Annotated in this window: 18 protein-coding genes; 15 read left to right on the top strand and 3 right to left on the bottom strand. The window is 70.2% G+C overall.

The window, feature by feature from the left end; genetic code table 11:
• Window positions 1-171 precede the first annotated feature (171 nt).
• Window positions 172-1,125 (top strand): hypothetical protein, encoded by a 954-nt coding sequence (locus tag AC5677_RS23955; protein WP_497189978.1) that lies wholly within the window; start codon window positions 172-174, stop codon window positions 1,123-1,125.
• Window positions 1,126-1,369: 244 nt separating this feature from the next.
• On the opposite strand, the gene AC5677_RS23950 is transcribed toward AC5677_RS23955, so the two are convergent.
• A complete protein-coding gene (locus AC5677_RS23950; RefSeq protein ID WP_497189977.1) occupies window positions 1,370-2,887 on the bottom strand; it encodes a cell division protein PerM in 1,518 nt (505 codons plus the stop codon).
• Window positions 2,888-2,986: 99 nt separating this feature from the next.
• On the opposite strand from AC5677_RS23950, the gene AC5677_RS23945 reads away from it, so the two are divergent.
• Window positions 2,987-3,991, top strand: coding sequence for an RNA polymerase sigma factor (locus AC5677_RS23945; protein ID WP_497189976.1), 1,005 nt, complete (start codon window positions 2,987-2,989; stop codon window positions 3,989-3,991).
• A 126-nt stretch (window positions 3,992-4,117) separates the two neighbouring features.
• Here AC5677_RS23945 and sucD read toward each other — a convergent pair whose 3' ends face one another.
• Together sucD and sucC are read right to left on the bottom strand one after the other, a co-directional pair.
• Window positions 4,118-5,002: a succinate--CoA ligase subunit alpha gene (sucD, locus tag AC5677_RS23940; RefSeq protein WP_403512249.1), complete on the bottom strand. Its 885-nt coding sequence runs from the start codon at window positions 5,000-5,002 to the stop codon at window positions 4,118-4,120.
• Window positions 5,003-5,023: 21 nt separating this feature from the next.
• Complete coding sequence (gene sucC, locus AC5677_RS23935) at window positions 5,024-6,202, bottom strand: ADP-forming succinate--CoA ligase subunit beta (protein WP_497189975.1); 1,179 nt, start codon at window positions 6,200-6,202, stop codon at window positions 5,024-5,026.
• 756 nt (window positions 6,203-6,958) lie between these two features.
• On the opposite strand from sucC, the gene AC5677_RS23930 reads away from it, so the two are divergent.
• From AC5677_RS23930 to AC5677_RS23870, 13 genes are all read left to right on the top strand, one after another.
• The gene (locus AC5677_RS23930) at window positions 6,959-8,806 is read left to right on the top strand and encodes a phage tail sheath family protein (RefSeq protein ID WP_497189974.1); all 1,848 of its coding nucleotides are present in this window, start codon (window positions 6,959-6,961) and stop codon (window positions 8,804-8,806) included.
• Between the two features lie 40 nt (window positions 8,807-8,846).
• Entirely contained in the window at window positions 8,847-9,371 is a 525-nt protein-coding gene (locus tag AC5677_RS23925) for a phage tail protein (RefSeq protein WP_497189973.1), read from the top strand.
• A gap of 74 nt (window positions 9,372-9,445) precedes the next feature.
• Window positions 9,446-10,201, top strand: coding sequence for a hypothetical protein (locus AC5677_RS23920; RefSeq protein WP_497189972.1), 756 nt, complete (start codon window positions 9,446-9,448; stop codon window positions 10,199-10,201).
• Window positions 10,194-10,958 carry a hypothetical protein gene (locus AC5677_RS23915; protein WP_497189971.1) on the top strand — a complete coding sequence of 255 codons (765 nt, stop codon included), beginning with the start codon at window positions 10,194-10,196 and terminating at the stop codon, window positions 10,956-10,958. Before AC5677_RS23920 ends, AC5677_RS23915 begins: the two co-directional genes overlap by 8 nt.
• 97 nt (window positions 10,959-11,055) lie before the next feature.
• Complete coding sequence (locus tag AC5677_RS23910) at window positions 11,056-12,090, top strand: Pvc16 family protein (RefSeq protein WP_497189970.1); 1,035 nt, start codon at window positions 11,056-11,058, stop codon at window positions 12,088-12,090.
• 33 nt (window positions 12,091-12,123) lie between these two features.
• Window positions 12,124-14,220 (top strand): ATP-binding protein, encoded by a 2,097-nt coding sequence (locus AC5677_RS23905; RefSeq protein WP_497189969.1) that lies wholly within the window; start codon window positions 12,124-12,126, stop codon window positions 14,218-14,220.
• Window positions 14,211-14,540 (top strand): hypothetical protein, encoded by a 330-nt coding sequence (locus AC5677_RS23900; protein ID WP_497189968.1) that lies wholly within the window; start codon window positions 14,211-14,213, stop codon window positions 14,538-14,540. Before AC5677_RS23905 ends, AC5677_RS23900 begins: the two co-directional genes overlap by 10 nt.
• Window positions 14,537-21,538 (top strand): eCIS core domain-containing protein, encoded by a 7,002-nt coding sequence (locus AC5677_RS23895; protein ID WP_497189967.1) that lies wholly within the window; start codon window positions 14,537-14,539, stop codon window positions 21,536-21,538. The genes AC5677_RS23900 and AC5677_RS23895 overlap by 4 nt, the downstream gene beginning before the upstream one ends.
• A 12-nt stretch (window positions 21,539-21,550) precedes the next feature.
• Window positions 21,551-22,240, top strand: a complete 690-nt coding sequence (locus AC5677_RS23890) for a hypothetical protein (protein WP_497189966.1) — start codon at window positions 21,551-21,553, stop codon at window positions 22,238-22,240.
• 58 nt (window positions 22,241-22,298) lie between these two features.
• Complete coding sequence (locus AC5677_RS23885) at window positions 22,299-22,967, top strand: hypothetical protein (RefSeq protein WP_497189965.1); 669 nt, start codon at window positions 22,299-22,301, stop codon at window positions 22,965-22,967.
• Window positions 22,968-22,970: 3 nt separating this feature from the next.
• Window positions 22,971-23,351: a LysM peptidoglycan-binding domain-containing protein gene (locus AC5677_RS23880; protein ID WP_497189964.1), complete on the top strand. Its 381-nt coding sequence runs from the start codon at window positions 22,971-22,973 to the stop codon at window positions 23,349-23,351.
• Window positions 23,344-24,483, top strand: a complete 1,140-nt coding sequence (locus tag AC5677_RS23875; RefSeq protein ID WP_497189963.1) for a hypothetical protein — start codon at window positions 23,344-23,346, stop codon at window positions 24,481-24,483. Before AC5677_RS23880 ends, AC5677_RS23875 begins: the two co-directional genes overlap by 8 nt.
• 97 nt (window positions 24,484-24,580) lie before the next feature.
• Complete coding sequence (locus AC5677_RS23870; RefSeq protein WP_497189962.1) at window positions 24,581-25,105, top strand: phage baseplate assembly protein V; 525 nt, start codon at window positions 24,581-24,583, stop codon at window positions 25,103-25,105.
• Window positions 25,106-25,218: the final 113 nt, after the last annotated feature.

Below are 25,218 nucleotides of genomic sequence, written 5' to 3'. Positions count from 1 at the left end.
CTACGAAGGCGCCGACCGTCAGCAACGATACCGGCACACCGAGCGGCCCCCGCGGGACGGGGGCGGGCACGGGAGGTAGCGTCAGGCCTAAGACTGCATGCAGTTCGTGGTACTGGGCGCTCCGGCCGGCTGGCCCGCGTACGGACAAGACAAGGGGAAGACGCACTCCAGATGACGGACCGACGCCGCAGCGCGGCCCTCCTGCTCCCCCAGCCCGCCACCATGCCGGGGGCGTTCCTGCTGCGTGAGCGCAAGTCGTCGTCCTCCTCGGCGGGCAGCTCCCTTCCCGAGTCGTCGGACTCCCGGGATTCCGCGGACGCCGCCGGCCCTTCCTCCGGCGGTTCCGAGGAGCCCGGAAGCGCGGGCGGCTCCGGCAAGCGGCGCCGTGCGCACACCCCGGACAGCGACAACCCCTTCGCCGCCCCGCCGGCCGACGCTCCCGACCAGGAATGGCGGCCGCGCCATCCGCAGGGCCAGGGCGACGACGGCGACCAGGAAGGGGCGTCGGGGGACGAGCCGACGCCGGCCTGGGGCAGCCAGTGGAGCAGCCGGCAGCCGGGGCGGGGGAACGGCGGCTTCGGCTCCCGGCCGGGCGGCCGTGGCCAGCAAAACGGCGGCCAGGGTGGACCCAACGGCGGACCGGGCGGGCTGCGCTGGGACCCCACCGACCCGGCCCAGCGCCGGGCGCGCTACGCCCTGCTCTCCGGCATGTGGTCCTTCTTCTTCGTCCTCTTCAGCCTGCCGGAGGTCTCGCTGCTGCTGGCCGCGCTGGCGCTCTACTGGGGCATCAGCTCGCTGCGCGCCAAGCCGGGCACCGGGAAGCAGACGGCGGCGGCGACCACCGCGGCGATGGAGGGCCGCCCGACACCCCCTGCGCCCGCCGCCGGCCAGCCGCTCGCGGGTCCGTCCGGCCCAGCCACGACCCGGCCGCAGACCACCGCGGCCATCGCCGGTCTCGTCACCGCCTCCCTGGCCCTGATGATGGTGGCCGCCACCTTCACCGTCCAGATCGTCTACCGCGACTACTTCACCTGCGTCGACGACGCCCTGACCCAGAAGGCGAGCAAGTCCTGTGAGCGCCTGCTGCCCAAGGAGCTGCGCCCGCTGCTGAGCACCCAGCAGTAGGGCCTGGCCGATGGGTCAGGGTCGGAAAGGCCGCGGCGTCCGGCCCTAAAGGCGCGGGAGGTACCCCCTCGCTTCGCTCCGTCTCGGCTCTTCATCGAATCCCTGGAAGCCGAGCTGCATCGCAAGGCGCCGGAGCGGCCTGACAGCGGAGCCACTAGGGCGTTTCGGCAACGCCGCGAGGCGCCGTGCCAGGCGCCGCGGGCCCGGCCCTGACCCATCGGACAGGCCCTGGCCGGGGCAGCGGCTAGCCCTGCCCCGCGGCCGGGCGCACCGGCTCCGGGCCGCCCGTCCCTCTCAGCCGCCAGGCCCGCACCCCCAGCGCCCCCGGCACCCCGACCAGCAGCATCCAGCCCGCCGCGGCCGGCCCCGAAAGCCACCAGCGGGGCCCGAAGTCGACCAGTACGCCGCTGCCCACGGCGCCCCCCGACACCCCCGCGAACACCGCCATGGCCACGCCGCAGAGCCCGGCGCCCAGGGCGGCCACGGCGGCGGTCGACCGCCAGGTCCAGGGGCCGCCGCGGCCGCCGCCGACGACCGCGCCAGAGGCCGTCGCGGGCCCGGCCGCGTACCGGGCGAGCAGCACCCCGGCGGCCACCGGGGCCAGCACGACCGCCCAGGTCAGCGGGCCGTTCGCGCCCGTCTCCGGCAGTCCGCTGAGCAACGGGAAGGGCGGCAGCGCCGGGCGTCCCGAGCCGCCCAGCGGCCCGACGGCGCCGCCCGCACCGACCACGAAGCCCGGCCCCAGCGCGTATGCCGCGCCCCAGACGGCCGCGTTCGGCAGCAGCATCAGACACAGCAGCAGCACCGTGCAGCGGCCCGCCCAGTCCCGGGCGAGCCCGAGGAGATCCTCCCGGGCGGCGTCCGCGTGCAGGGCGAGGCCGACGAGGGTGAGCAGGATGCCGGCGGCGAGCAGGGCGAGGACGGCGGCGGTGGCGGCCCGGAACGCGGCGGCGGCCCGGGGGCCCGTGACGACGTCCCGTACGCGGTCCGGCAGTCGGGCCGGCGCCCGTCGGACGGCGGCGGGCAGCAGGTCGGCGGCGGCGCGGCCGAGGATGCGCCAGGCGGTGACGGCCAGGACGGCGGCCGCGGCGGCCGGTACGCAGAGCAGGGCACTGAGCGGGGCGGCGCTCAGCGGACCGGCCGAGGCGTAGAGCACCGCCCCGGCCGCGACCGTCAGATAGCCGGCCAGCAGCGCACCGAACAGGCGCCGCGTCGGACCGGTCGCGGTCGTCGGACCGGCTGGGCTCGTCGGCCCGGTCGCGGTCGTCGTCGCCAGGGCGTGCCGGGCGGCCCGGTGCAGCAGCCAGGCGGGGAGGGCGGCGAGCAGCAGCGGGGTCACGGCGAGCGGCGCGGGGGTGCCGGACAGGGTGGCGTCCCGTACGAGATCGCTGCCGTGCGCGAGCAGCCACAGATCGGCGGACAGGTGCAGGGCGCGGGACAGGTCACCGCCCGGGTGGGGGTAGGCGACCCAGAGCAGCAGGACGACGACCGTGAGCGCACCGAGACCGAGCCCGGCGGCCAGCGCACCACCGACGAAGGCGGCACCGGAGGCGGTGCGGGAAGCCGGGACGTCGGAGGCGGAAGCGGCATCGGGAGCGGCATCAGAAGAAGCGCCGGACGTGCCGTCGGAAACGGCCTCGGAAAGGTCGTCGGAGAAGTCGTCGGAGAAGTCGTCCGAGAGGTCGCCCGCTGTGGTGCGGAAAGTTGTGTCCAGGGTGGCGTCGAACGGGGCGGGGAAACGTTGCGCGGTCTGCCGGCTCACGGGGTCATGCTGCCAACAACACCCGTTTCATCTGAGTAGTGACGGAATGGCCGACGTGTCGCACTTTGTGAGCTTATGTGCGTTTCCCACACTGCAGACATGAGCAAGCGCAAGCCCCAGCGGAAGCCGCCCCCCGAGCCGGAGGCTCACAAGTCAGCGACCCCCGAGCCGGAGGCTCCCAAGTCGGCGACGCCCGAACCGCAGACGCCCGAACCGCAGAAGCCCGAGCCCGCGTCCGCCTCCGCCCCCACCCCTGCCGCCACCGCCTTCGACGACCTCTGCTCCCGGCACGCCGACACCCTGATCCGGCAGGCCTATCTGCTCACCGGGCGGCCCCGGCTCGCGCGGCGGGCCGTCGAGCGGGCGTTCCAGCAGGCCTGGCAGAAGTGGCCGGAGGTGGCGGTCGACGCGGACCCGGCGGGCTGGGTGCGGGCGGTGGCGTACGAGTACGCGCTGTCGCCGTGGCACGGGCTCCGGCCCCGGCGCCGGGTCGCGCTGAAGGCCGGGCCGCCCGAGGACCGTGCGCTGCTGGGGGCGTTCTTGGAGCTGCCGGACTCGTACCGCCGGACGCTGCTGCTGCACGACGGGGTCGGGCTCGGCCTGTACGAGACGGCGGCCGAGGTGGAGGCGAGCACGGCCGCGGCGGCCGGGCGGCTGATGCATGCCCGGGAGCGGCTCGCCGAGCGGCTCCCGGAGCTGGGGCTGACCGGCCGGTCGCCGGTGCTGCAGGGCGAGATGCTGCGGGTCCGGCTCGGGAAGCTGGCGGCCGCACAGAAGGTCACGCTGCCCGCCCCGCGGGCCGTGCGGACCGGGAGCGCGCGCACCGTCCGGTGGACCACCGGCGCGGCGCTCGGGCTGACCGGGCTGGTCGCGGCGGCGACCGCCGTGACGGTGTTCACCGCCCCGGCCCGTTACACGCCGCCCGCGCAGCGGCCCACGGCGAAGCCGGCCACGAAGGCGGCCACCCAGCCGGCAGTCAAGGCGAGCAGGCCCGCCGCGGAGGCCGGGCACGAGCACGTACGCAAGCCGCCGGCCGTACGCCGGGGCCCCGGCGGCCACGGCTATGTCCCCGCCGAGGCCCGCCTGAGTCCCGGGCTCCGTTAGACGGTTGGCGGAACCGGGCGGCGGCACAACGGACGCGGGCCCGCCCCCCCCCCAGGGGTGCGGGCCCGCGTCCGTTGCCGTAAGCACTGCGCCGCAGGACGGGTCCGGCGGTGCCAAGAGGCGCAATCAGCCGACGAGGATCTCGCGGGCCAGGCGCGCGGTCTCCGACGGGGTCTTGCCGACCTTGACGCCGGCGGCCTCCAGGGCCTCCTTCTTCGCCTGGGCGGTGCCGGAGGAGCCGGAGACGATGGCGCCGGCGTGGCCCATGGTCTTGCCCTCGGGCGCGGTGAAGCCCGCGACGTAACCGACGACCGGCTTGGTGACGTTGGCCTTGATGAAGTCGGCCGCACGCTCCTCGGCGTCGCCGCCGATCTCGCCGATCATCACGATCAGGTCGGTGTCGGGGTCCGCCTCGAACGCCGCGAGGGCGTCGATGTGCGTCGTGCCGATGACCGGGTCGCCACCGATGCCGACGGCCGAGGAGAAGCCGATGTCACGGAGCTCGTACATCATCTGGTAGGTCAGCGTGCCGGACTTCGACACCAGACCGATGCGGCCGGGCTTGGTGATGTCGCCCGGGATGATGCCGGCGTTGGACTGGCCGGGGGTGATCAGGCCGGGGCAGTTCGGGCCGATGATGCGGGTCTTGTTGCCCTTGGACTTCGCGTACGCCCAGAAGGCGGCGGAGTCGTGGACGGCGATGCCCTCGGTGATGACGACGGCCAGCGGGATCTCGGCGTCGATGGCCTCGACGACGGCGGCCTTGGCGAAGGCCGGCGGCACGAAGAGGACGGAGACGTTGGCGCCCGTCTTCTCCATCGCCTCGGCGACGGAGCCGAAGACCGGGACCTCGGTGCCGTCGAAGTCGACGGACGTGCCGGCCTTGCGGGGGTTCACGCCGCCGACGATGTTGGTGCCGTCACCGAGCATCAGCTTGGTGTGCTTCATACCGGTGGCGCCGGTCATCCCCTGGACGATGACCTTGCTGTCCTTGGTGAGGAAGATAGCCATGGTGTTGGTGTCCCTCGTCCCTTACTTGGCCGCGGCCAGCTCGGCGGCCTTGTCGGCCGCACCGTCCATCGTGTCCACGCGCTGGACCAGCGGGTGGTTCGCGTCCGACAGGATCTTGCGACCCAGCTCGGCGTTGTTGCCGTCGAGGCGCACGACCAGCGGCTTGCTGACGTCCTCGCCCTTGGACTTGAGCAGCTCCAGCGCCTGGACGATGCCCTTGGCGACCTCGTCGCAGGCGGTGATGCCACCGAAGACGTTGACGAACACGGACTTGACGTCCGGGTCGCCGAGGATGATCTCCAGGCCGTTCGCCATGACCTCGGCGGAGGCGCCGCCACCGATGTCGAGGAAGTTGGCGGGCTTGACGCCACCGTGGTTCTCACCGGCGTAGGCGACGACGTCCAGGGTGCTCATGACGAGGCCCGCGCCGTTGCCGATGATGCCGACCTGGCCCTCGAGCTTGACGTAGTTGAGGCCCTTGGCCTTGGCCGCGGCCTCGAGCGGGTTGGCCGCGTCCTTGTCCTCAAGGGCCGCGTGGTCCGCCTGGCGGAACTCGGCGTTCTCGTCGAGGGAGACCTTGCCGTCGAGCGCGATGACGCGGCCGTCGGCGACCTTGGCCAGCGGGTTGACCTCAACGAGGAGGGCGTCCTCCTTGATGAAGGTCTCCCACAGGGTCACCATGATCTCGGCGACCTGCTCGGCGACGTCGGCCGGGAACTGCGCCTGCGCCACGATCTCGCGGGCCTTCTCGATCGAGACGCCCTCGTTGGCGTCGACCGGGACCTTCGCGAGCTTCTCGGGGGTCTTCGCCGCGACTTCCTCGATCTCCACGCCGCCCTCGACCGAGGCCATGGCCAGGAAGGTGCGGTTGGTGCGGTCGAGGAGGTACGAGACGTAGTACTCGTCCGCAATCTCCGGAGCCGTCTCGGCGATCATCACCTTGTGGACCGTGTGGCCCTTGATGTCCATCCCGAGGATGTCGGTCGCACGGGCGACCGCCTCGTCCGGGGTGGCGGCCAGCTTCACGCCGCCGGCCTTGCCCCGGCCACCGACCTTGACCTGGGCCTTGACGACGGACTTGCCGCCAAGGCGCTCGGTCGCCGCACGCGCCCCCTCAGGCGTGTCGATGACTTCACCGGCCAGCACCGGTACACCGTGCTTGGCGAAGAGGTCCCTCGCCTGGTACTCGAACAGGTCCACGCGCGTCCGTCCCTTGTCTTCTCAGAATCGCCGTAGTGATCGCGGTTCGTTGTCTGCGATGGGCGTGCCGCGAAGGGCAACGTGACGGCGCTGTCACAGGGGAGGCGTACACGGAGTCCGAATACGCGGCATGTCCGTCTCGCAGGTTATCGCCGCAGGACGTGCGGCCCTAAATCGCAGATCACACTCTGGCGGTGATTACAGTCACAGATCTTTTGGCCACGTTACGTCTCCACAGGTTTTCCGCGTGTTGTCGGCCGCTTTTCGACGCCGCCCAGGTGAGCGGCCCGCTCCGGTGCCGGCCGCCGTACACCTCCGCTTCATGCGCCGTGCGGAAGCCGCTCCTGGTACGTCCCGACGCGTCCGGTCTCCGGTGATTCCGCTTCCGGCGGCGGCGGAATCCGCTTGGGAAGGACGTGCAACGCACCCACACGGGACCTCCGCATCCGGTGTCCGGAAAGGCCTCTTGACCCTCAACTACCCGCAGCAGAAACTGCGTTGAGCACTTACACACACATACGCATCAGGAGTCACAAGCTTCGGGCTTGGTCCCGTGCAGGCCGGTCGGCAGACCGCGCGGCACAGGGTGCAGACGGGGGAACTTGATGGGTAGCGGGGGGATGCGCGTGCGCGGGCAGGGGGCGGCCGCGGGCTCTTCCGTACCCGCCGCTCCTCCCCCTTCTTGCCATCACCCCTCCCAGCTTTCTCGATTTCTTGGTGTCGTCACACTCGGTGCCTGAAGGGATTGGAGGGGGAATGCCGACACATGCGACCTATCCCGGCGTTTATGTCGAAGAGCTTCCCAGCAGCATCCGCAGCATCACCACCGTCACCACATCGGTGACCGCTTTCGTCGGTCACACCCGGCGCGGCCCGCTCAACCAGCCGGTGCGGATCACCAGCTTCGCCGACTTCGAGCGTCGCTTCGGGGGGCTGACCGCACAGAGTCCGGTCGCGTACGCCGTCCACCAGTTCTTCGGCAACGGCGGCACGGTCGCCGTGATCGTACGGGTCGCCAAGGCCGGCAGCGGCAAGGAAGCCCACGTCACCCTGGAGTCCACCGAGGGCCACAGCCAGTGCCCGGTCCTGGAGGTGCACGCCAAGGAGCCGGGCGTCTGGGGCTCCGGCCTCCGGGTGGCCGTCGACTACGACACGCGATGCCCGGACGAGAGCTTCAACCTCCAGGTCCTGGACGCGCACGGCACCGCCCGCGAGTCCTTCTCCGGCCTGTCCATGGATTCCGGCCACGGCCGCTACGCCGAAACGGTGATCAACGCGGGCTCCGCGCTGATCCGCGTCGAGGTCGTCGGCGAGGGCCGCCCGGACCCCTCCGGCACCGTCTCCAAGGCCTTCCACCACGAACTCCCCGACCTGAACGTCGACTTGACGGTCAAGATCGGCGAGGTGGAGCGCGAGTTCACGCTCTACGACCCGGACTGCGACGGCGAGGCGCCCTGCAACGTCGCCGAGCTGGCCCTCCTCCTGGAGCACAAGCTGCGCGCCCTGCCGGACGCCCCCGGCAAGCACGCCTTCGCGGGCGCGGAGGTCACCTCCTTCGGCCGGCGCATCCAGGTCGTGGCCGGCTCGACGGACCCCGACGACGTGGTCCGCTTCCTGGGCGAGTGCGCCAACGACCTCGGCCTGGAGGCCTCCGTCAACCCTCCCGTCTTCCCGCTGTGCGGCGGCGAGGACGGCGATCTGCCGGGGCCGCGCGACATCATCGGCAGCGAGGCCCGCAAGAGCGGGCTCCAGTCCCTGCGCGACGTCCATGACGTCAACCTCCTCGCGCTGCCCGAGCTGGCCTCGTACGAGTCCGTCGACGACGCGATCACGGTGCTGTCCGCGGCCGAACGCCTCTGCCAGGAACGCCGCATCTTCCTCCTCGTCGACGCGCCCGCCGCCTGGGGCAGCGTGGACGCCGCCCGCGCCGGCATCGCCGCCTTCGATCCGGTCCGCGGCAACCACTCCGGCCTCTACTTCCCGCACCTCCAGCTCACCGACCCGCTCTCCGGCCGGCTGCGCTCCTTCCCGCCGTCCGGCGCGATCGCCGGTGTCATCGCCCGTACGGACAGCGAGCGCGGGGTCTGGAAGGCCCCGGCGGGCACGGAGGCGAGGCTGGCGGGCGTCCACTCACTCACCGTGAAGCTGACGGACCGTGAGAACGGGCTCCTCAACCCGCTGGGCATCAACTGCCTGCGCGCCTTCCCGATGGTCGGCCCGCTGGTCTGGGGCGCCCGCACGCTGGAGGGCGCGGACGCGCTCGACAGCGAGTGGAAGTACGTACCGGTGCGGCGCCTCGCCCTGCACATCGAGGAGAGCCTGCTGCGCGGCCTCCAGTGGGTCGTCTTCGAGCCCAACAACGAACAGCTCTGGCAGCAGATCCGCCTGAATGCCTCGGCCTATCTGCACTCCCTCTTCGAGAAGGGCGCCTTCAAGGGCAGCACCCCGCGCCAGGCGTACTTCGTCAAGTGCGACAAGGACACCACGACGGATGCGGACATCGAGAACGGGATCGTGAATGTCGTCGTCGGCATCGCACCCGTCAAACCCGCCGAGTTCGTGATCGTCAAGATCCAGCAGATGGCCGGGCAGTTCGACCTCTAGCGACGCACCGCAAGCAGGAAAGGAGAAGTGAAGGAATCCGATGGCTGAGTTCCAGATCAACGCCCATCGCTTCGACCCGTACAAGAACTTCAAGTTCCTGGTCCTGTGGGACGGCCGTACGGTCGCGGGCGTCAGCAAGATCAGCCCCCTGAAGCGCACCACCGAGGTCGTCAAGCACCGGCACGGCGGCGACCCCAGCTCCCCGCGCAAGTCCCCGGGCCGCTCCGAGTTCGAGGGCATCACCCTGGAGCGCGGCGTCACCCACGACCCGGAGTTCGACCGCTGGGCCAACAAGGTCTGGCAGGTCGGCGCCGGCCTCGGCTCCGAGGTCTCGCTGGCCGACTTCCGCAAGGACATCGTCATCCAGGTCCTCAACGAGGCCGGTCAGGTCGCCGTCGCGCACAAGGTCTACCGGGCCTGGCCGAGCGAGTACCAGGTCCTGGGCGAGCTGGACGCCAACGCCAACGCCGTCGCCATCCAGAGCCTGAAGCTGGAGTGCGAGGGCTGGGAGCGGGACTACGAGGTGCCGGAGCCGGAGGAGCCGTCGTTCACGAATCCGGCCTGAGCCGGAGTCCGTACGTACGGCACGCGCGCGTACCGCACGCGCTGTTGGCACCTTCGCACCGGACGAGGTGAGGAATGGCGGTCACCGGGCCCGCTGAACTGCTGGCCACCTGGGAGGCCGGGCTGGCCCGGCAGGGCGGCGGCCGGGCCCTGCTGCTGCACCGTGCGGCCCGCCCCGGGGCCGGCACCGACGCACTGCTGTCGGTGCCGCTCGGGGAGCGGGCGGCGGATCTGTTCGCGCTGCGCCGGGCACTGTTCGGCGACGGGATGCAGGTCACGCTCGACTGCGCGGATCCGGACTGCGGCGCGGCGATGGAGTTCGAGCTCGACGCGGGCGAGCTGGGCGCCGCCCGGCCGCGGGTCCCGGAGGGCGGGCTGCGGGTCGAGGAAGGCGACTGGGTGGTGCGCTTCCGGCTGCCCAGCCCCGCCGATCTCGCCGCGGTCGCGTCCCTGGCCGTCGATGCGGAGGACGCCCGGCGACTGCTGGGCGGCCGATGTGCGCTGTCGGGGCGGCGGGGCGGCCGGGCGGTTGCGGAGGAGGAGTTGGCCGCGCTGCCCGAGCCGGTGCTCAAACGCTTCGCCGAGGCGGCCGAGGAAGCCGATCCGGCCGCCGAGGTGACGCTGAACATCGCTTGTCCGGAGTGCGGTACGGCCACACCGGCGGAGCTGGACATCGCCGCGTACCTGTGGACCGAACTGGACGCCTGGGCGCGCGATGTGCTCCTGGACGTCCATCTGCTCGCCTCGGCCTACGGCTGGAGCGAGCCGGAGATCCTGGCGCTGAGCCCGCTGCGGCGCCGCTACTACCTGGAGCTGTGCGCAGATGCCTGACCTGGCTGACTACTTCGACCGGCTGCTGGCGCGGCATGCGCCGGCGGCCGGGGGCGCCGTTCCCGGCGCGTCCGGCGGCAGCCGTGCGGACGGGGCCCGGCGCACGCTCGTACAGCCCCGGCTGCCGGGCCCGTTCGAGCGCGTCGAGGCGCTGCGCGGCGGGCCCGCGGAGGCGGACGAACCGGCTCCGCTGTATCCGCAGGCGCCCCGGACCTCGCCCTTCGAGGGGGAACAGGTCCGGTACGAGCGGGAGATCAGGACCACGGAGCAGCAGACCGTGGTGCGCGCCGAGGCCCTGCGGGACGCCCCCGCGGACCTCGTCGAGCCGGCGGCGCGGCCGGCGGCACCGCTGCTGCGGCCCGCGGCGGCGGTGGAAACGGGGCCGCGGACCGTCGCGGCCGAGGTCGTGCGCCCGCAGCGGGGAGTGCGGGCGTCCGGGGAGGACGGGTCCGCCCGCCGGGCGGCAGCCCCACCTCCCCCGCCTGGCAGGAACGTCGCTCCCTCCGCTCCGGCCCCGGTGCTGCGTCCCCGTACCGAGGCGGTGCCGGCGGCCCGCAACGCCACCCGGGCCACGGCCGCCGGGCGGCGCGGGCAGCGCGGTGCCGAGCGGGTGGTGCACGTACAGATCGGACGTCTTGAGGTCAGTGCGGCAGGTGCGGAGCGCCCCGCGGCGGGCGGGCGGCCGGCACGCCCGCAGCGCAGTGAGCCGTCGCTGAGCCTCGCGGACTATCTGGCGCGCGGGGAGAGGACGAGCTGACGGTGACGCACAGGGCGATGTGGCCGGCGCGGATTTCAGGGACCCGCATGGCGAATTGGCCGGCGTGGATGTCAGGGATTTCAGGGGGACGGACTTCATGAGCAACGCACTCGCCGTCGCGACGGTCACCCAGGCCCTTGCGCTGCTGATCGAGCACAATCTGCACCCCGAGATCGATATGGCGGTCTCGGTGGAGACCCGCAAGCCGCCGGCCGATCCGCCGACCGACCCCACGATCACGGTCTTCCTCTACCAGGTCACCCACAACCCCTCGATGCGCAACAACGACCTGGTCACCCGCGCCTCCGACGGCACGCTGCTGAAGCGCCCGGCGGCCGCGATCGACCTGCACTTCGTGATCAGCGCATACGGCGAGGAGACCGAGCTGGTCGGGCAGCGGCTGATCGGGAGTGTCATCCGCACCCTGCACGAAATACCCGTGCTGCCAAAGGAGTTGATCGAAGAGGCGGTGCAGCGTCCGTACCTGGAAGGCAGCGATCTCACCGAGTCGCTCCAGAAGGTCCGGTTCACGCCGACCCAGATGGACGTCGACGAGACCTCCAAGCTCTGGGGGATGCTCAACAACACGCCGTACTCGCTGTCGGTCGTGTACCAGGCCTCGCTGGTACTGCTCGACGGCCATCAGAAGCCGAAGCCGGCGAAGCCGGTGGAGCGGCCGGAGGTGACGGTGCTGCCGTTCGGGGCGCCGGGGGCGCCGGAGCGGCCGGTGAGCGGAGGAACGGCGGGGACTGCCGGGCCCGCGACCCCTGAGCCGAAGGCGCCGGAGCCGAAGGGCCCCGAGGCGAAGACCGTCGCGACGCAAGCCGCCGAGGCGAAGACCGTCGAGAGGAAGACCGCCGAGGCGAAGACCGCCGGGACGGCGGTTCCAAAGGCGAAGGCTGCTGAGGCACAGCCCACTACTGCAGTGGAGAGGAAGCCGACGGGCGGTGACGCCAAATCGGGTGCCACGCCCGCACGTCCACGCACCACCCGAGCCCGGAAGGCAACCGGCGCAGCCGCACAGCAGGGCAAACGGTCCGGCTCAGGCCCCCACGGCTCCAGCTCCAGGTCCAGCGCCGGTACCGGCGACAAGGGCGGCCCTGACCGTACGGATGACGGCAAGGAGAGCTGAGTCAGGGTGCGCGGAACGGGGGGAGACGAGGGCATGGGCAGCAGCAGCGGCAAGGGAGCAGGCGCGGTGGCCGGCGGTACGACCGCCGACACGACCCCTGGTGCGGACGGCGCCGCGCTGGCCGCAGCCGTACGGAACGTACTGGCGCGCCTGGATGCCCATGCCGCACGCTTCGTCGGTAAAGCCGCGGACTTCGGCAACAAGGAGAGCGAAGTCGGCAACAAGGGGTCACAAACGGACGAAGCCCCGGCCGACGGCTCCACTGCCCCCACCGCCCCGGCCCCGCCCCAGACCGGCCCGGGGTTCCCCTCCTCCGCCGTCCCATCCGCGGACCTCCCCACCCTCGACACGCTGACCGCCTGCTTCGGCCTCAGCCCCTTCGAGCGGGAGATCGTCCTGCTCGCCGCGGCGGCGGAGCTGGACCCGACGACCGGCGCCCGCTGCGCCGCCGCGAGCACCGACCCAAGCCACACCTACCCCACGTTTTCGCTGGCCCTGGCCGCCCTCGCCGACCCGCACTGGAGCGCCCTCACCCCCGTCGCCCCCCTCCGCCGCTGGCGCCTGATCGACCTGGACGACGAGACCCGTCTGACGACCACCCGCCTCCGCCTGGACGAGCGCATCCTGCACTTCCTGGTCGGCTCGCCGTACCTGGACGCCAGGCTGCACGGACTGCTGCGCCGCACCACCGCCCCCGGCAGCCTCCCGCCGTCGTACGACGCGGCCGCGAACCGGGTCGCCGCAGGCTGGGCGGGCGCCGGCCCCGACGCACCCCTCCGCGTCGAACTGGTCGGTGCCGACCTCCGCACCCGCGCCGACATCGCCGCGACGGCCGCCCGCCGCTCGGGTCTCGGTCTTTACTCCATGGCCGCCGACGACATACCGACCGACGCCGCCGAGCGCGACCGCCTGGCCCGCCTCTGGCAGCGTGAGGCGATCCTGCTGCCCGCCGCCCTGCTGGTCGAGGTCGGCGAGATGGACCGCGACCAGCACGCCGCGGCGGACGCCTTCATCGCGGGCGCGGCCGTCCCTCTGGTCGTCTCCAGCCCCGACCCACGGCAGACCGACCAGCCGCGCGGCCAGCGGGTGACCGTACCGAAGCTGTCCGACGAGGAGCAGCTCGGCCTGTGGACGGACGCCTTCGCCGGCATACCTGAAATGACCGGTCGCCATCTCCAGTCCCTGGTCGCCCAGTTCCAGCTCCCGCCGCACGTCGTCCGCTCGGCCGCCGCCACCGTACGCCGCGACCTGCCGAACTCCGACGTACTCGACGCCGCCGAACTGGCCTGGCAGGCCGGCCTCACCGAGGCCCGGATGGGCCTGGACGAACTGGGCCGCCGCATCGAACCGCGCGCCGGCTGGGACGACCTGGTCCTCGCCGACCGCCAGCTGCGCATCCTCCAGGAGATCGTCGCCCACGTACGCCAGCGCGGCACCGTCTACCAGGACTGGGGCTTCGCCAAGGCGCTGCGCAGCGGCCTCGGCGTCACCGCGCTCTTCGCGGGCGGCTCCGGCACCGGCAAGACCCTGGCCGCCGAAGTCATGGCCAAGGAACTCGGCCTGGACCTCTTCATCATCGACCTCTCGCAGGTCGTCAGCAAATACATCGGCGAGACCGAGAAGAACCTCAGTCGCGTCTTCGACGCCGCCGAACGCGGGGGCGCCCTGCTCCTCTTCGACGAGGCCGACGCCCTCTTCGGCAAGCGCAGCGAGGTCAAGGACAGCCACGACCGTTACGCCAACCTGGAGGTCAGCTATCTGCTGATGCGGATGGAGGCGTACCGGGGTCTGGCCGTCCTGACGACGAACATGAAGAAGGCGCTGGACTCGGCCTTCATGCGCCGCATCCGCTTCGTCGTGGACTTCCCCTTCCCCGGTGAGAAGGAGCGTGCGGAGATCTGGCGCCGGGTGCTGCCCGCCCAGGCGCCGCTGAAGGGCGTCGAGCCTGCGCTCCTCGCCCAACTCACCGTCGCCGGCGGCTCGATCCGCAATATCGCGCTTTCCGGGGCCTTTCTCGCCGCCGAGGAGGGCGACCGCCTCCAGATGCGTCACATGCTGGCGGCGGCCCGTACCGAATACCTGAAGCTGGAACGCTCCCTGGCGCCGTCGGAGGTCCACGGATGGGTCTGAGCGAGGGCAGGCACGAAGCGTGGGAGCCGGCGGCCGAGTCGCCGCCGCGCTCCTTCCGTATCGACATCGGCGAACTGGTGCTGGACGGCTTCGACGCGGCCCGGGTCGATCCGGACCGGGTGTCGGCGGCGTTCCAGGCCGAGTTGACCCGGCTCGTACGCGAGCGCGGGGTACCGCTGGCGGCGGACGGAACGGGCGTGGCGCTGGACGGCCTCGCCGGGCTGCCGCCGCTGCCGGCGACCACCTCTCCCGTACGCCTGGGGGAGGCACTGGCCCGCGCGGTGCACGCGGGGCTCGCGGGACGGGGGGATCCGCAATGAGTACGGCGCAGTCCTCGACGCAGGACACCCGGTCGGCCGCCGAGGACCGGCGCCGCAAGCGCAGGGAGCGCTCCGCCAAGGCCCGCGCCCCGGAGCCGAAGGACATCGTCAGCGGCGCCGGCCAGCCCCTGGACCTGAGCGTCCGCCGCGAGCTGGAGGAGCAGCTCGGCCACGACTTCAGCCAGGTCCGCCTGCACACCGACCGGGACTCCGGGCAGCTCGCGGAGATGATGGGCGCCGATGCCTTCGCCGTCGGCCAGGACATCTTCTTCCGGGAGGGGACGTACCGGCCGGGTACGGCGGACGGTCAGCGGCTGCTGGCCCATGAGCTGCTCCACACCGTCCAGAACCCGCACGGCCTGGGCGCGCTGCGAGTGGGCCGTGATCTGGGCGCGGTCAGCCTTCCGCAGGAGGCGATCGAGCGGGAGGCGGAGTCGGCGGCGCAGGCGTCGGTGCTGGGCGCGCTGCGGGGGTCCGTACGGCAGGAGGAGCCGGCCGCGGAGATCGAGCCGGGGCAGGCCACGCCCGGCTGGCTTCGTTACGCGACGGTCGACGCCGACCGCCGGCGTTTCGAGCAGCTGGACCCGGCGACGCTGGTGGACCGCCTCGCCAATGGTGTGCTGCGTTCGCTGCGCGGTGACCCCGAGGATCTTTCGGGCCGGGTGCGCCTGCAACTGGCGCGGCTGGCGCCGGAGGTGCAGGACAGCGTGCTGGACCGACTTGAGGTACGGCTGTCGACGCCGGACCTGGAGCGGCTGTTCGCGCTGGTCGAGGAGGTGGAGCAGGCCGGACAGCTGCCGTTGGACGCGGCCGCGGCACCCGAGGCCGTGCCCGACGAGGCCGAGGCGATCCGGCAGGAGCGGGCGCAGCGGGCGGCCGATGCGCGCGGCGAGCGCGAGCGGGCCGAGAAGGAAGGCGACGACCGGCGGCAGCGGCAACAGCGGCGAAAGGACTCCGACCCGGCCGGCGACGGGGCTGCCGTGGAGCGGGACGGGCGGTCCGGGGCCGGGTCCGCTGCGGGCGGTGCGGCGAAGGCCCCGTCGCCGCAGACCGCTGCGCCGGCGCCGGAGCAGGCTGCGGAGCAGTCGGCGGGACAGTCCCGGGACACAGCCGGGGCACAGCAGGAGTCGCGGGCCGCGGCGAAGCAGCAGGACGACGACGCCGCCCGGCAGCGCTCGCAGCAGGACACGGCGGGCGCGGCGGGCGGCAAGGAGGAAGGCCAGGACACCGGCCGGCAGTCGGGGCAGGCCGCCGAGCAGGGAGCGGAGGGCGCCGGGGACGACCGGGCGGACCAGGCTGCCCAGGAGAAGGCGGCCGATCCCGAGGAGCTGGATACGAGCGAGGAGGAGCCCGGCGAGAAGGACCGGGCCGGCCGCGGTACCGACGCGCGCCGCGCCGGCGACCCCGACAACGAGGCGGACGCCGACGATGAGCCGCTCGGCCTCGAAGAGGAGCCGGCGGACCGCGACGAGGACGACGAGGACGCCGGCACCGAGGAGGGCGACGAGGACGCCGGCCTGGAGGCGGCGGACGACGAGGCTGCCGCAGACGCCGAGGGCTCCGGGCCGGAAGACGGCCTCGACGGATCCACCGGTACCGCCGCGAGCGCGAAAAACGCCCAGAACCAGAAGAGCGGGGGCGACTCGGCGGACGGTCGGAGGGACGGCGCTCCCGGCGTCCTCAACTCCCCCGCCGGCGAGGACCAGTCGGCGGCGGCCTTACGTCAGGCGGAGAGCGAGTCCGACGGGTCCGCGGACGGGGACGCCGCGGAGAGCGAATCCGACGACCGGCTCTCCGAGGACCTGGGGACCGACAAGTCCATCGAGCAGGAGATCGGCCCCGAGCCGGACGAGTCGGCGGACGACAAGACCGGCGAGGAGCCCGGCGAGAACAGCCCGGACACCACCGATCCCGACGACGCCGAGCAGGAGGCGGAGCAGGCGGCGGAGCGCAGGGAGGACGCGGAGGCCAAGCGGCGGGACGACGCGGCCCGTGTGGCCACGGCCGGGTCCGGCGGAGGGGCGGGCCCTGGTCCCGGTGGCGATACGGCCGCGCCGGGGAAGCTGGCGAAGTCCGATGAGGACGCGCGCCGCCAGGCAGGCGGTACGGCTTCGGAGTCCTCGGCCGCGGCTGCCGGGGGCGGGAAGGGTGCGGGCGGCGGTTCGGCGGGCGCCGGTGATACCGGCGTCCAGGCAGCGAGTACGACGAGTGCGGGCAGCGCGACGAGTGAGGCGTCCGGTGCGGAGGCCGGTGCTCCATCCGCTGCGCACAGCGGCTCGGCGGCCGACAAGGCCACCGGTACAGGCACGGGAACGACGCACGGCAGCTCGACATCGGGCGGTACCGCCTCCGGCGACGCGGCTTCGACCGCGGGCGAGCGTCCCAAGGACGATCCCGCGACGAAGGACGCCACCGAGGGCAAGGGCGTCACCGACGCGAAGGACGCCACAGCCCCGGACGTCACCCAGGGGAAGGGGCCCGCGACCACACCGGGTTCGCCGGCCGGTCCCGACGACGTCTCCAGGGCGGGCTCCTCGTCCCCGGGGAAGCTCGCGGCGGGCGGCGGCCCCGCGGGGGTCATGTCCGCCGGCACGTCGGCGAAGGGCGGGGCCGCCGCGGCCGACGGCGGGCCGAAGCCCCGGGCGGTGAAGCCCGCGGCGCGGCCGAACCTGAGCGGGCCCAAGCGGCAGGCGGCCAGGCAGGCGGCGAAGGCTGCCGCCGGGCGTGGCGGCAGCGGCGGAGGGGACCGGACGTCTTCTGCTCCGGCACCGGGACCGGCGCCGGCACGTGGCGGCGGTGGTGGCGGTCGGGGCGCCGCGTCCGGCGCGACGAAGCCCAAGAAGGAGGCTCCGGCCCCCGACGTCTCCAAGGACACCCCCGAGTCGGGGTTGGCCACGGCGGCCAAGCTCAAACCGCATATCGCGCTGGAGACGTTGAAGGGCGTCGACGGGGCGGTGGGCAACTCGGTCGGCAAGGAGCGTGCCGCGCTGCGCAAGGCGCCGCCGAAGACGGAGCGGCCGGCCGGCTCGCCGAAGACCGTGCCGGGTGGTCCGAAGGCCGCCGCTCCGGGGACGTACACCAAAGCCAAGGTCTCCCGTACCGAGGCCACGAAGGGCGAGATGCCGGAGATCGACGGCGAGCAGCGGCCGCAGGGTGAGCCGCCGACCGCCGACATGCCGGAGCCGAGCTGGTGGGACATCGGCGTGACGATCGGCGCCAAGCTGCTGGGCAAGCTCCTCAAGGAGATCCTGCCGCTGGACGATCTGATCGACTCGATCCTCGACCTCCCCAGCACGGACCCGGGGATGCAGGGCACCAAGGTGGGCGACGCCCCCGGTCTGCCGCTTCAGGACGACTCCGACCCGCAGCGCACCGACGAGCAGGGGCAGAAGCTCGACGAGCGGAAGACCGAGCTGCACACGTCCGGCCGTGAGGACGCCGCCCGGCCGATGGGCGAGGACCAGATCTACCCCGACGTTCCCCGCGAGACGCTGACCGGCAAGGTCCCCGGCGGCAAGGGGAAGAAGGCCGGGAAGGCGGGCGGGAGCAAGGCGCCGAGTGGCGGCGTCCCTGTCGAGTCCCTCGACGCCGTGGCCGAGCACGACCGCGGCCCGGAGCTCAAGGCGGGCTTCACCAGCGGCCGGCAGAAGATGACGGACGAGCGCCGGGCAAAGGACCGGAAGGCCAAGGACGACAAGCAGAAGCACGACCGTGATCTGAAGCGGGAAGTCGACGCCAGCAGCAAGACACAGGCCAACGAGCGTCAGAAGGGCCAGTCCGAGATCTCCGGCCACCGCGACAAGTGGCGGAAGGAGCAGGACGACAAGGTCTCGGAGATCGACGGCAGGAAGGGCAGGCGGTACGACGAGGTCCGCGGCAAGATCAAGACGCGGCAGAAGGAAACCGACGACAAGGTCGACGAGCGCACCAAGACGGACAACGAACAGATCGACAAGCACCAGACCGGTGCGAAGGAGAAGGCGGAGCGAAAGAAGAAGGACAGCAAGGACAACGCCGACAACTGGCTCGACGGGGCGATCAACGAGCTCAAGTCGTGGTTCAAAGAGATCAAGAAGGCGATCAAGGGGTTCTTCGACGAAGCGCGGAACGCCGTCACCGGCCTGATCGACAAGTTCAAGTCCGAGGTCTTCAAATTCATCGACAAAGCCCGCGAATGGGTCGTCGATCGGATCAACGAGTTCGCCGACCGCCTGATCGCCCTCGGCGACGAACTCCTCGCCGACTACCCGGCGATGCGCGACAAGTGGCGCAACACCATCAACGGCGCGCGCAACTACGCCGTACGGAAGGTCAACGAGGCCGCCGGTGCGCTGAAGAAGGTCGTCGGAGGGCTGCTCGACGGGCTGTCCGACGCACTCGTCGCGGGGCTGGACGTGCTGGAAGACGGCCTCACGAAGGCCGTCGATGCCGTGGAGAGCGCCACGGTCGGCGCGTTGGAGTTCGCGAAGGGGGTCGTCGAAGCCCTCGGCGAATGGGCCGCCATCTTCAACGACATCGTCTCCGATCCGGGCGGCTGGATCAGCAAGGCCGGTGAAGCGGCACGGACGGGAGCGCGGGAGTACCTCTTCGAGGAGACGAAGTCGGCGGTCAAGAAATGGGTCGATGAAAAGATCCAGGAGATCACCGGCCTGTCACCCGAGGACTTCCAGGCGCTGATCGACGGCAACGTCTCGGCCGAAGAGATGGGCAAGATGGCCTGGGACGCGGCCCTTCCCCAACTCCCGATGATCATTGGCGAATTGGTCATCAAGCAGGTCGTGACCAAACTGATCCCCGGCGCCGGCTGGGCCATGGCCATCATCGACGCCCTCAAGACCGCCTGGGGCGCGCTCAGCAAGATCCTGGCCGCCTTCGGCCTCTTCATGGACTTCCTGAAGGCGGTCAAGAGTGGGAATGCGGCGCGCCCGTTCGCCAAGGCAGTCGCGGCCGGTGTCGTCGCCCTTCTGGAGATGATCTACCAGGCTCTGATCAACGGCATCCAGAAGTACATGGGCAAGGTCACCAGCAAGCTCGGCGGGATGCTCAAGAACATCCGCAGCAAGCGGCGGCCGGGCGGGCACGACGGTACGGACGAGCCCGGCGCGCCCGGCAGGCCCGGCCACCGCGACAGGCCGGGCCAGGACGACCGCCCCGCGAACGCCAACCGGCCCAGTCCGACGGCCGACAAGCCTGGCCCCACCGACAAGCCCAACCAGCGCCCGGTCCCGCGCAAGCCCTCCCCGGACAAGACCTCCCGCCCGGACGACGGCCCCCGCCCGACCAAACGCCCCTCCCCCGAGAAGAAGCCGCGCCCGGAGCACCAGCCCAAGCCCAAGCACAAGAAGAAGCCCGACGAACACGAGCGCCGCGAGGACGGCCGCGAGGTCAACGCCGCCCGCCGCCGCGCCCGCGCCGCCCAGCGCAAACAGCACGAGGACGACAAGCCCGACCTCAACAAGCGCCGCGGCCCGGCCCGCGACACCCTCCGCAAGAAAGACCGCCCCGGCAACAAGCGCGACGACGACCACAAGACCAAGAAACAAGACGACAAGGGCCACAAGAAGCCGGACCTGACCAAGGACAAGAACGGCAAGAAGAAGGTCAGCACCAAGAAGACCTCGCGCCGCAAGCCCGAGTCCCGTACCCGCCGCAGGCTCCGCCGCGCCCGCCAGACCATCAAGTCGGCCTTGAACCGCGCCCGCCGCGCGGCCCGCCGCCTCTCCGGCAAGGCCCGCAAACTCCGCCACAAACTCAACAACCGCACCCATCGGTTGCGGAACCAGTGGAGGCGGCAGAGGGATCGGTTGCGGCGCAACCGGCAGCGAAAGCGTGACCGCCGGCGGGAGAGAGACCGACAGCAAGAGCCCACTCGCCAGTACGCCATGCCAGAGGCTCAGTTCCGCACCGAGAGTGGAGAGCCACACAGGCTCATGTACCGCGGGCGAGGACGGAGCGCTGGCCTTGAGGTACACAGCACACCCCAAGGAATAAATGGCTACCTCGACGCCTGGAATAGCGAGATTGACCCGATCCGGAATACCCCGGAGGGCCAAGAGCAAGCCGCAGGGCACCGAGAGGCCGTAGCCGCACATGATCGAGTTGAGGATCTGCAGAAAAGGCTACCGCCACAGGGCACAAGGTACGCGGCACGAAGCGCCAAGAAAGCTTACGACGCCCTCAGCGCCCAGGTCGATCGGCTGGCCAGGAAGCTCGCGCTACGTGATGTCGGAAACGACGAGAATACCGCTCCGCTGCTACCGATGCTCATTCCCGACTTCACGGACGGGAAGCGCGCAAGCGGGTTCCTGGCCACGGGAATCAATAAGACGGTACCCAAAGGACAAAAGGCCCCACGGGCGGCAGACGGAAATCCGCTCGGCTGGGAGAAGGATCCGACAAAAACGCGGTGGCCACGCCCCAAAACAAATTCTCCGTGGGTACGCATGCACCTACTCACGGAGGACATGGCTGGCCCTGCCAGGGGAACAAACCTTGTGCCTGCACCGGGCGACGTAAACACCAGATTCTATTATCGAATAGAGAAGGATGCCGCCGACGCAGTAAAGGTGAGCAAATCTGAGCGCATGATCTGGTACAGGGTCGACGTAAACTTCCATTCTGACGACATGACGCACCCGCATTACCCCTACCCCAAGTCCATTGGCATGAAATGGGGCGGCTACAAGCTAAGAAATAGGACATGGACCAAGAAGCCGCCGCGCCCGAGCCAGATGTACGAGCGCGACAACATCGAGGTAATGGGGAGTAATCCAACCAAGTTTAATATCAATAGCCGAAGCTCGCAGAAAATACAGAACGAATTTCGTGTTGGGAAGGCATTCGCGGAAACCGTCGTCTCAGAGTCACCATTCCGTGACTTCAATTCCTTCAAGTTGAGAATGACAAGCTACAACTCGCGCAACCCTGGAGCTATTCCCAACTTTGGCCAGGAGCTCCTGAAGGTGGAAGTCGACAGGAACAAGCTTCGCTACAACTAGCAAGGGGGATCCATGTCAAAGCTGAGTGTGTATGAATTGCGCTATCTCGCCATGCTCGATGAGCTCAAGTATGCGCCGGAGGTTACGGTCTACGAGGAAGAGAGGGGGCCCATCGAGGCTCCCATAGGGGACGCCCCGACCGCGTTCAAGAATATCGCCGAATGGGTAGGAGTCTCTCTTGATCCAGCACTCCAGCGCTGCTTCCTTCGCTTCGAGGGGCTTTCTAGTCACTGGGGTATTGAACGAGCCGGCATGCATTTGAGGGGGGAGTTCTCGATCCGTCATCTCGCTGCCGCGATGCTTACGGTCGGCGTGGACCTTGCCACGGAAGATACCCCGGAGAAAGACCGTCTGGCCTTCTCGGAGCTGCGCGTTTTCGACGAGCAGCTACAAGGGGGCGGCGGCAGTCTGACAGGCCTGCGAATTCACCCTGGCATGACTTCACCCGAGGTATGGCATTACGAGGGGACTCACTCCATCTTCAAGTTGGAGTTGGACTACGCCGAGTACCTTGACATGCTTCTCGTTACCAAGGGAACTTACGGCTGGCAGCATCTCTTCGCCGAGAACTCCACGCAGGACAGCGATTTCCAGGATGCCGCCGAGAACATAAAGAATATGTTGAGCGTATTCCCCGAAATCTTCCCCGAGTACGACTATGAGCCCCTTCGAGCGCGACTGAGCAGCGGCTCCGGTAGGTAGCAGATACGGCTGCATAGCCAATTCGCACCCAAGACTCACCAGGAAGGCTGCGGACCCTGTGACCCGCTACGCAAATATTCCCAAGCCCATCCGTTCCGGCGTCGTCATCGTCGATCCCGACCTCGGGACGCCGCAGCGCATCATCGTTCTTCAGTTCAACCCGGACACTCTGGAACGCTCCGTTTCGCCGCAGGCTGCTGGAGGGGAAGGGGGCGGCGGTGGAGGGGACAGTGGTGGGGACAGAAACGAAGCGCTGAGACTCAAAGGGCCGGCGCAGGAGACGTGGAAGTTCACGGCGGAGATTGATGCCACCGATCAGTTGGATGTGGCTGCGCCCGACGGGATTCATCCGCAGCTCGCCGTGCTGGAGATGTTGGTGCAGCCCACTACCGCGCAGCTCAGGGCCGCTTCTCACCTCAGCAAGAAGGGCACCATCGAGATCAGTCCCATTGAGATGCCGCTCACGCTTTTCACGTGGGGGAGCAAGCGGGTCATGCCCGTCCGGCTCACCGAGTTGTCGGTTAATGAGTCGGCGTTTGATGTGAATCTCAACCCGATCAGGGCTTCGCTCAGTATCGGGATGAAGATTTTGACGGTGAGTGATCTGCCGGCGGGGCATCGGGGGGCGGAGTTGTACCTCGCGCACCTGGCGCAGAAGGAGCAGTTGGCGAGGGCCGCTCGGGGCGGGAGTTTTGCGGCGCTTGGGCTTGGCGGGAGGGGGATCTGAGACGTGATCGAGCCGTATGAGCGGGCTTTGGATGATGTTCCCGGGGCGCATCCGTATCCGCGGAGCAGTCGGTACGCCGAGGTGGAGATCGGGGTGCATCGCATGCCCGATGGGACCGAGGTGAAGTACGCCAAGCGGCGGTTGCTGCCGCGGTTGGAGGATGCGGCCGAGGAGGCCGTGCCGCACACCGTCAGCAGTGGCGAGCGGCCGGATCAGCTGGGGCAGCGGTACTTCGGGGATCCGGGGCAGTGGTGGCGCATTGCTGATGCCAATCCGGTGCTGGATCCGCGGGAGTTGACGGATGAGCCGGGTGAGGAGATAGCCGTTCCGTTGCCGGGTGGGTTCTCGGGCGGGATGGGTGGGCCGGGTGTGAGGAATGGCTGATGAGCCGGTCGGGCGGGGCCCGATCCATGTTTCGTTGTACATGGGGCCGAAGTCGGCGCGGCCGGTGCCGGCGGAAGTGACCGAGGCCCTGCTGTCGGCGCAGATCACAAGTACGGCGGGTGAGAGGTCTGGGTTTCAGATCGCCTTCGATCTGACGAAGAAGGGGGCGATCGTTCAGCGGTTGTTGCCCGAGGGGTTTTTTGATCCCAAGACGCGGGTGATTGTGGCGGTTTCCATCAAGGGGACGCCATTTGTGTTGCTGGACGGGTTGATTGTGCGGCAGGAGGTGGGGGCCAGTAATCAGCCCGGCCAGACGACCCTCACCATCACCGGTGAAGATCTCACCCTGCTGATGGACCTGGAGGAGCGGGCCGACCGGTATCCGAATCTGGCGCCCTCGCAGCGGATTGAGCGGATTTTGGGGCAGTACGCGGATTACGGGATCGATGCTCGGATTATTCGGGAGCAGATTCCGCAGCCGCCGCGGGAGCAGTTGCGTGTTGATTACCAGGTCGGCACCGATCTGCAGTATGTGAATGAGTTGGCGAGGGCGAACGGTTATACGTTCTATCTGGATCCGGGGCCGGTGCCGGGGCGGTCGACGGCGTTCTGGGGGCCGGAGCAGCGGCTCGGGCAGCGGCAGCACGCGTTGAACGTGAATATGGATGTGAACTCGACGGTGGATCAGTTGACGTTCGCGTATGACGGGACGGCCAGGGAAGAGCCGCAGGCGCGGGTGCAGGATCCGGTGACCCGGCGGGCGCCGTTGCTCGCGCAGCCCGATATCAGTCCGCTCAGGCCGCCGCTCGGGCGGCGGGCCTCGCCGGCGCTGAAGAGGAAGACGCTGAGTGGAACGGCGAAGCGGGATGAGGGAATCGCCAAGGCGGAGGCCCTCGGACGGGCGGCGACATCCGCAGATGCCATCTCCGGGTCGGGATCGCTGGACGTCAATCGGCATGGATATGTGTTGCGGCCGCGGGAGTTGGTCGGGGTGCGGGGTGCCGGGGTGACGTATGACGGCGACTACTACGTGAAGAGTGTGACGACCAATCTGCGCCCCGGGTCGTACCAGCAGAACTTCACCCTGTCGCGGGAGGGCCTGATCGCCCGTAGCGGGACCGTACGCCCATAGGCCCGTAGGCCGGTAGCCGCGCAGGCCGGTACGCCCATAGGCCGCTACGCCCGCAGGCCCGTAGAGCAGCGCTCGCTGGAACCAGGAGATGTGAGTAATGGCCGGTGCACCTAACAACCGCTTTCTCGGCAAGTTCCGCGGCCGGGTGGTGGACAACAACGACCCTATGGGGCGGGGACGGCTGATCGTCCAGGTTCCAGATGTGCTCGGTGAGGAGCCGTCGACGTGGGCGCTGCCCTGTTTCCCGTTCACCGGGCCGCAGGCGGGGCAGGTGGTCGTGCCGTCGGTCGGGGCGGGTGTGTGGGTGGAGTTCGAGCAGGGGGAGCCCAGTTATCCGATCTGGGTGGGGTGTTGGTACGGCAGTCGGGAGGAATTGCCGGAGGATGCGCAGACCGATCCGTCCACGGCGCATCCCGTCGTTATCCAGACGCCGAAGAAGCACAAGATTGTGATGTCGGACGTGCCGACGAACGGGATTTTGCTGGAAGCGCCAGGCGGTGCGTACGTGCGGATCGATGCGACCGGTGTGCATATCAACAACGGGCATGGTGCCTCAATTTCGCTGGTCGGGGATCAGGTCGACATCAACGACGGCCGGCTGACGGTTCCCAAGAGGCGCTGAAAGAGACACAGGAAAAGGCACAGGAAAAGGCACAGGAAAGAGACACGGGAAAAGACACGGGGAGGGGGCAGGAAGATGGCGAGCGGGAATCTTGTGCACGGCGGGACCGCGAT

This window comes from Streptomyces sp. JLSY215 (genome assembly GCF_059682825.1).
Note: the sequence above shows the minus strand (reverse complement) of the source record. Positions and strands in the feature narration are given on the sequence as shown.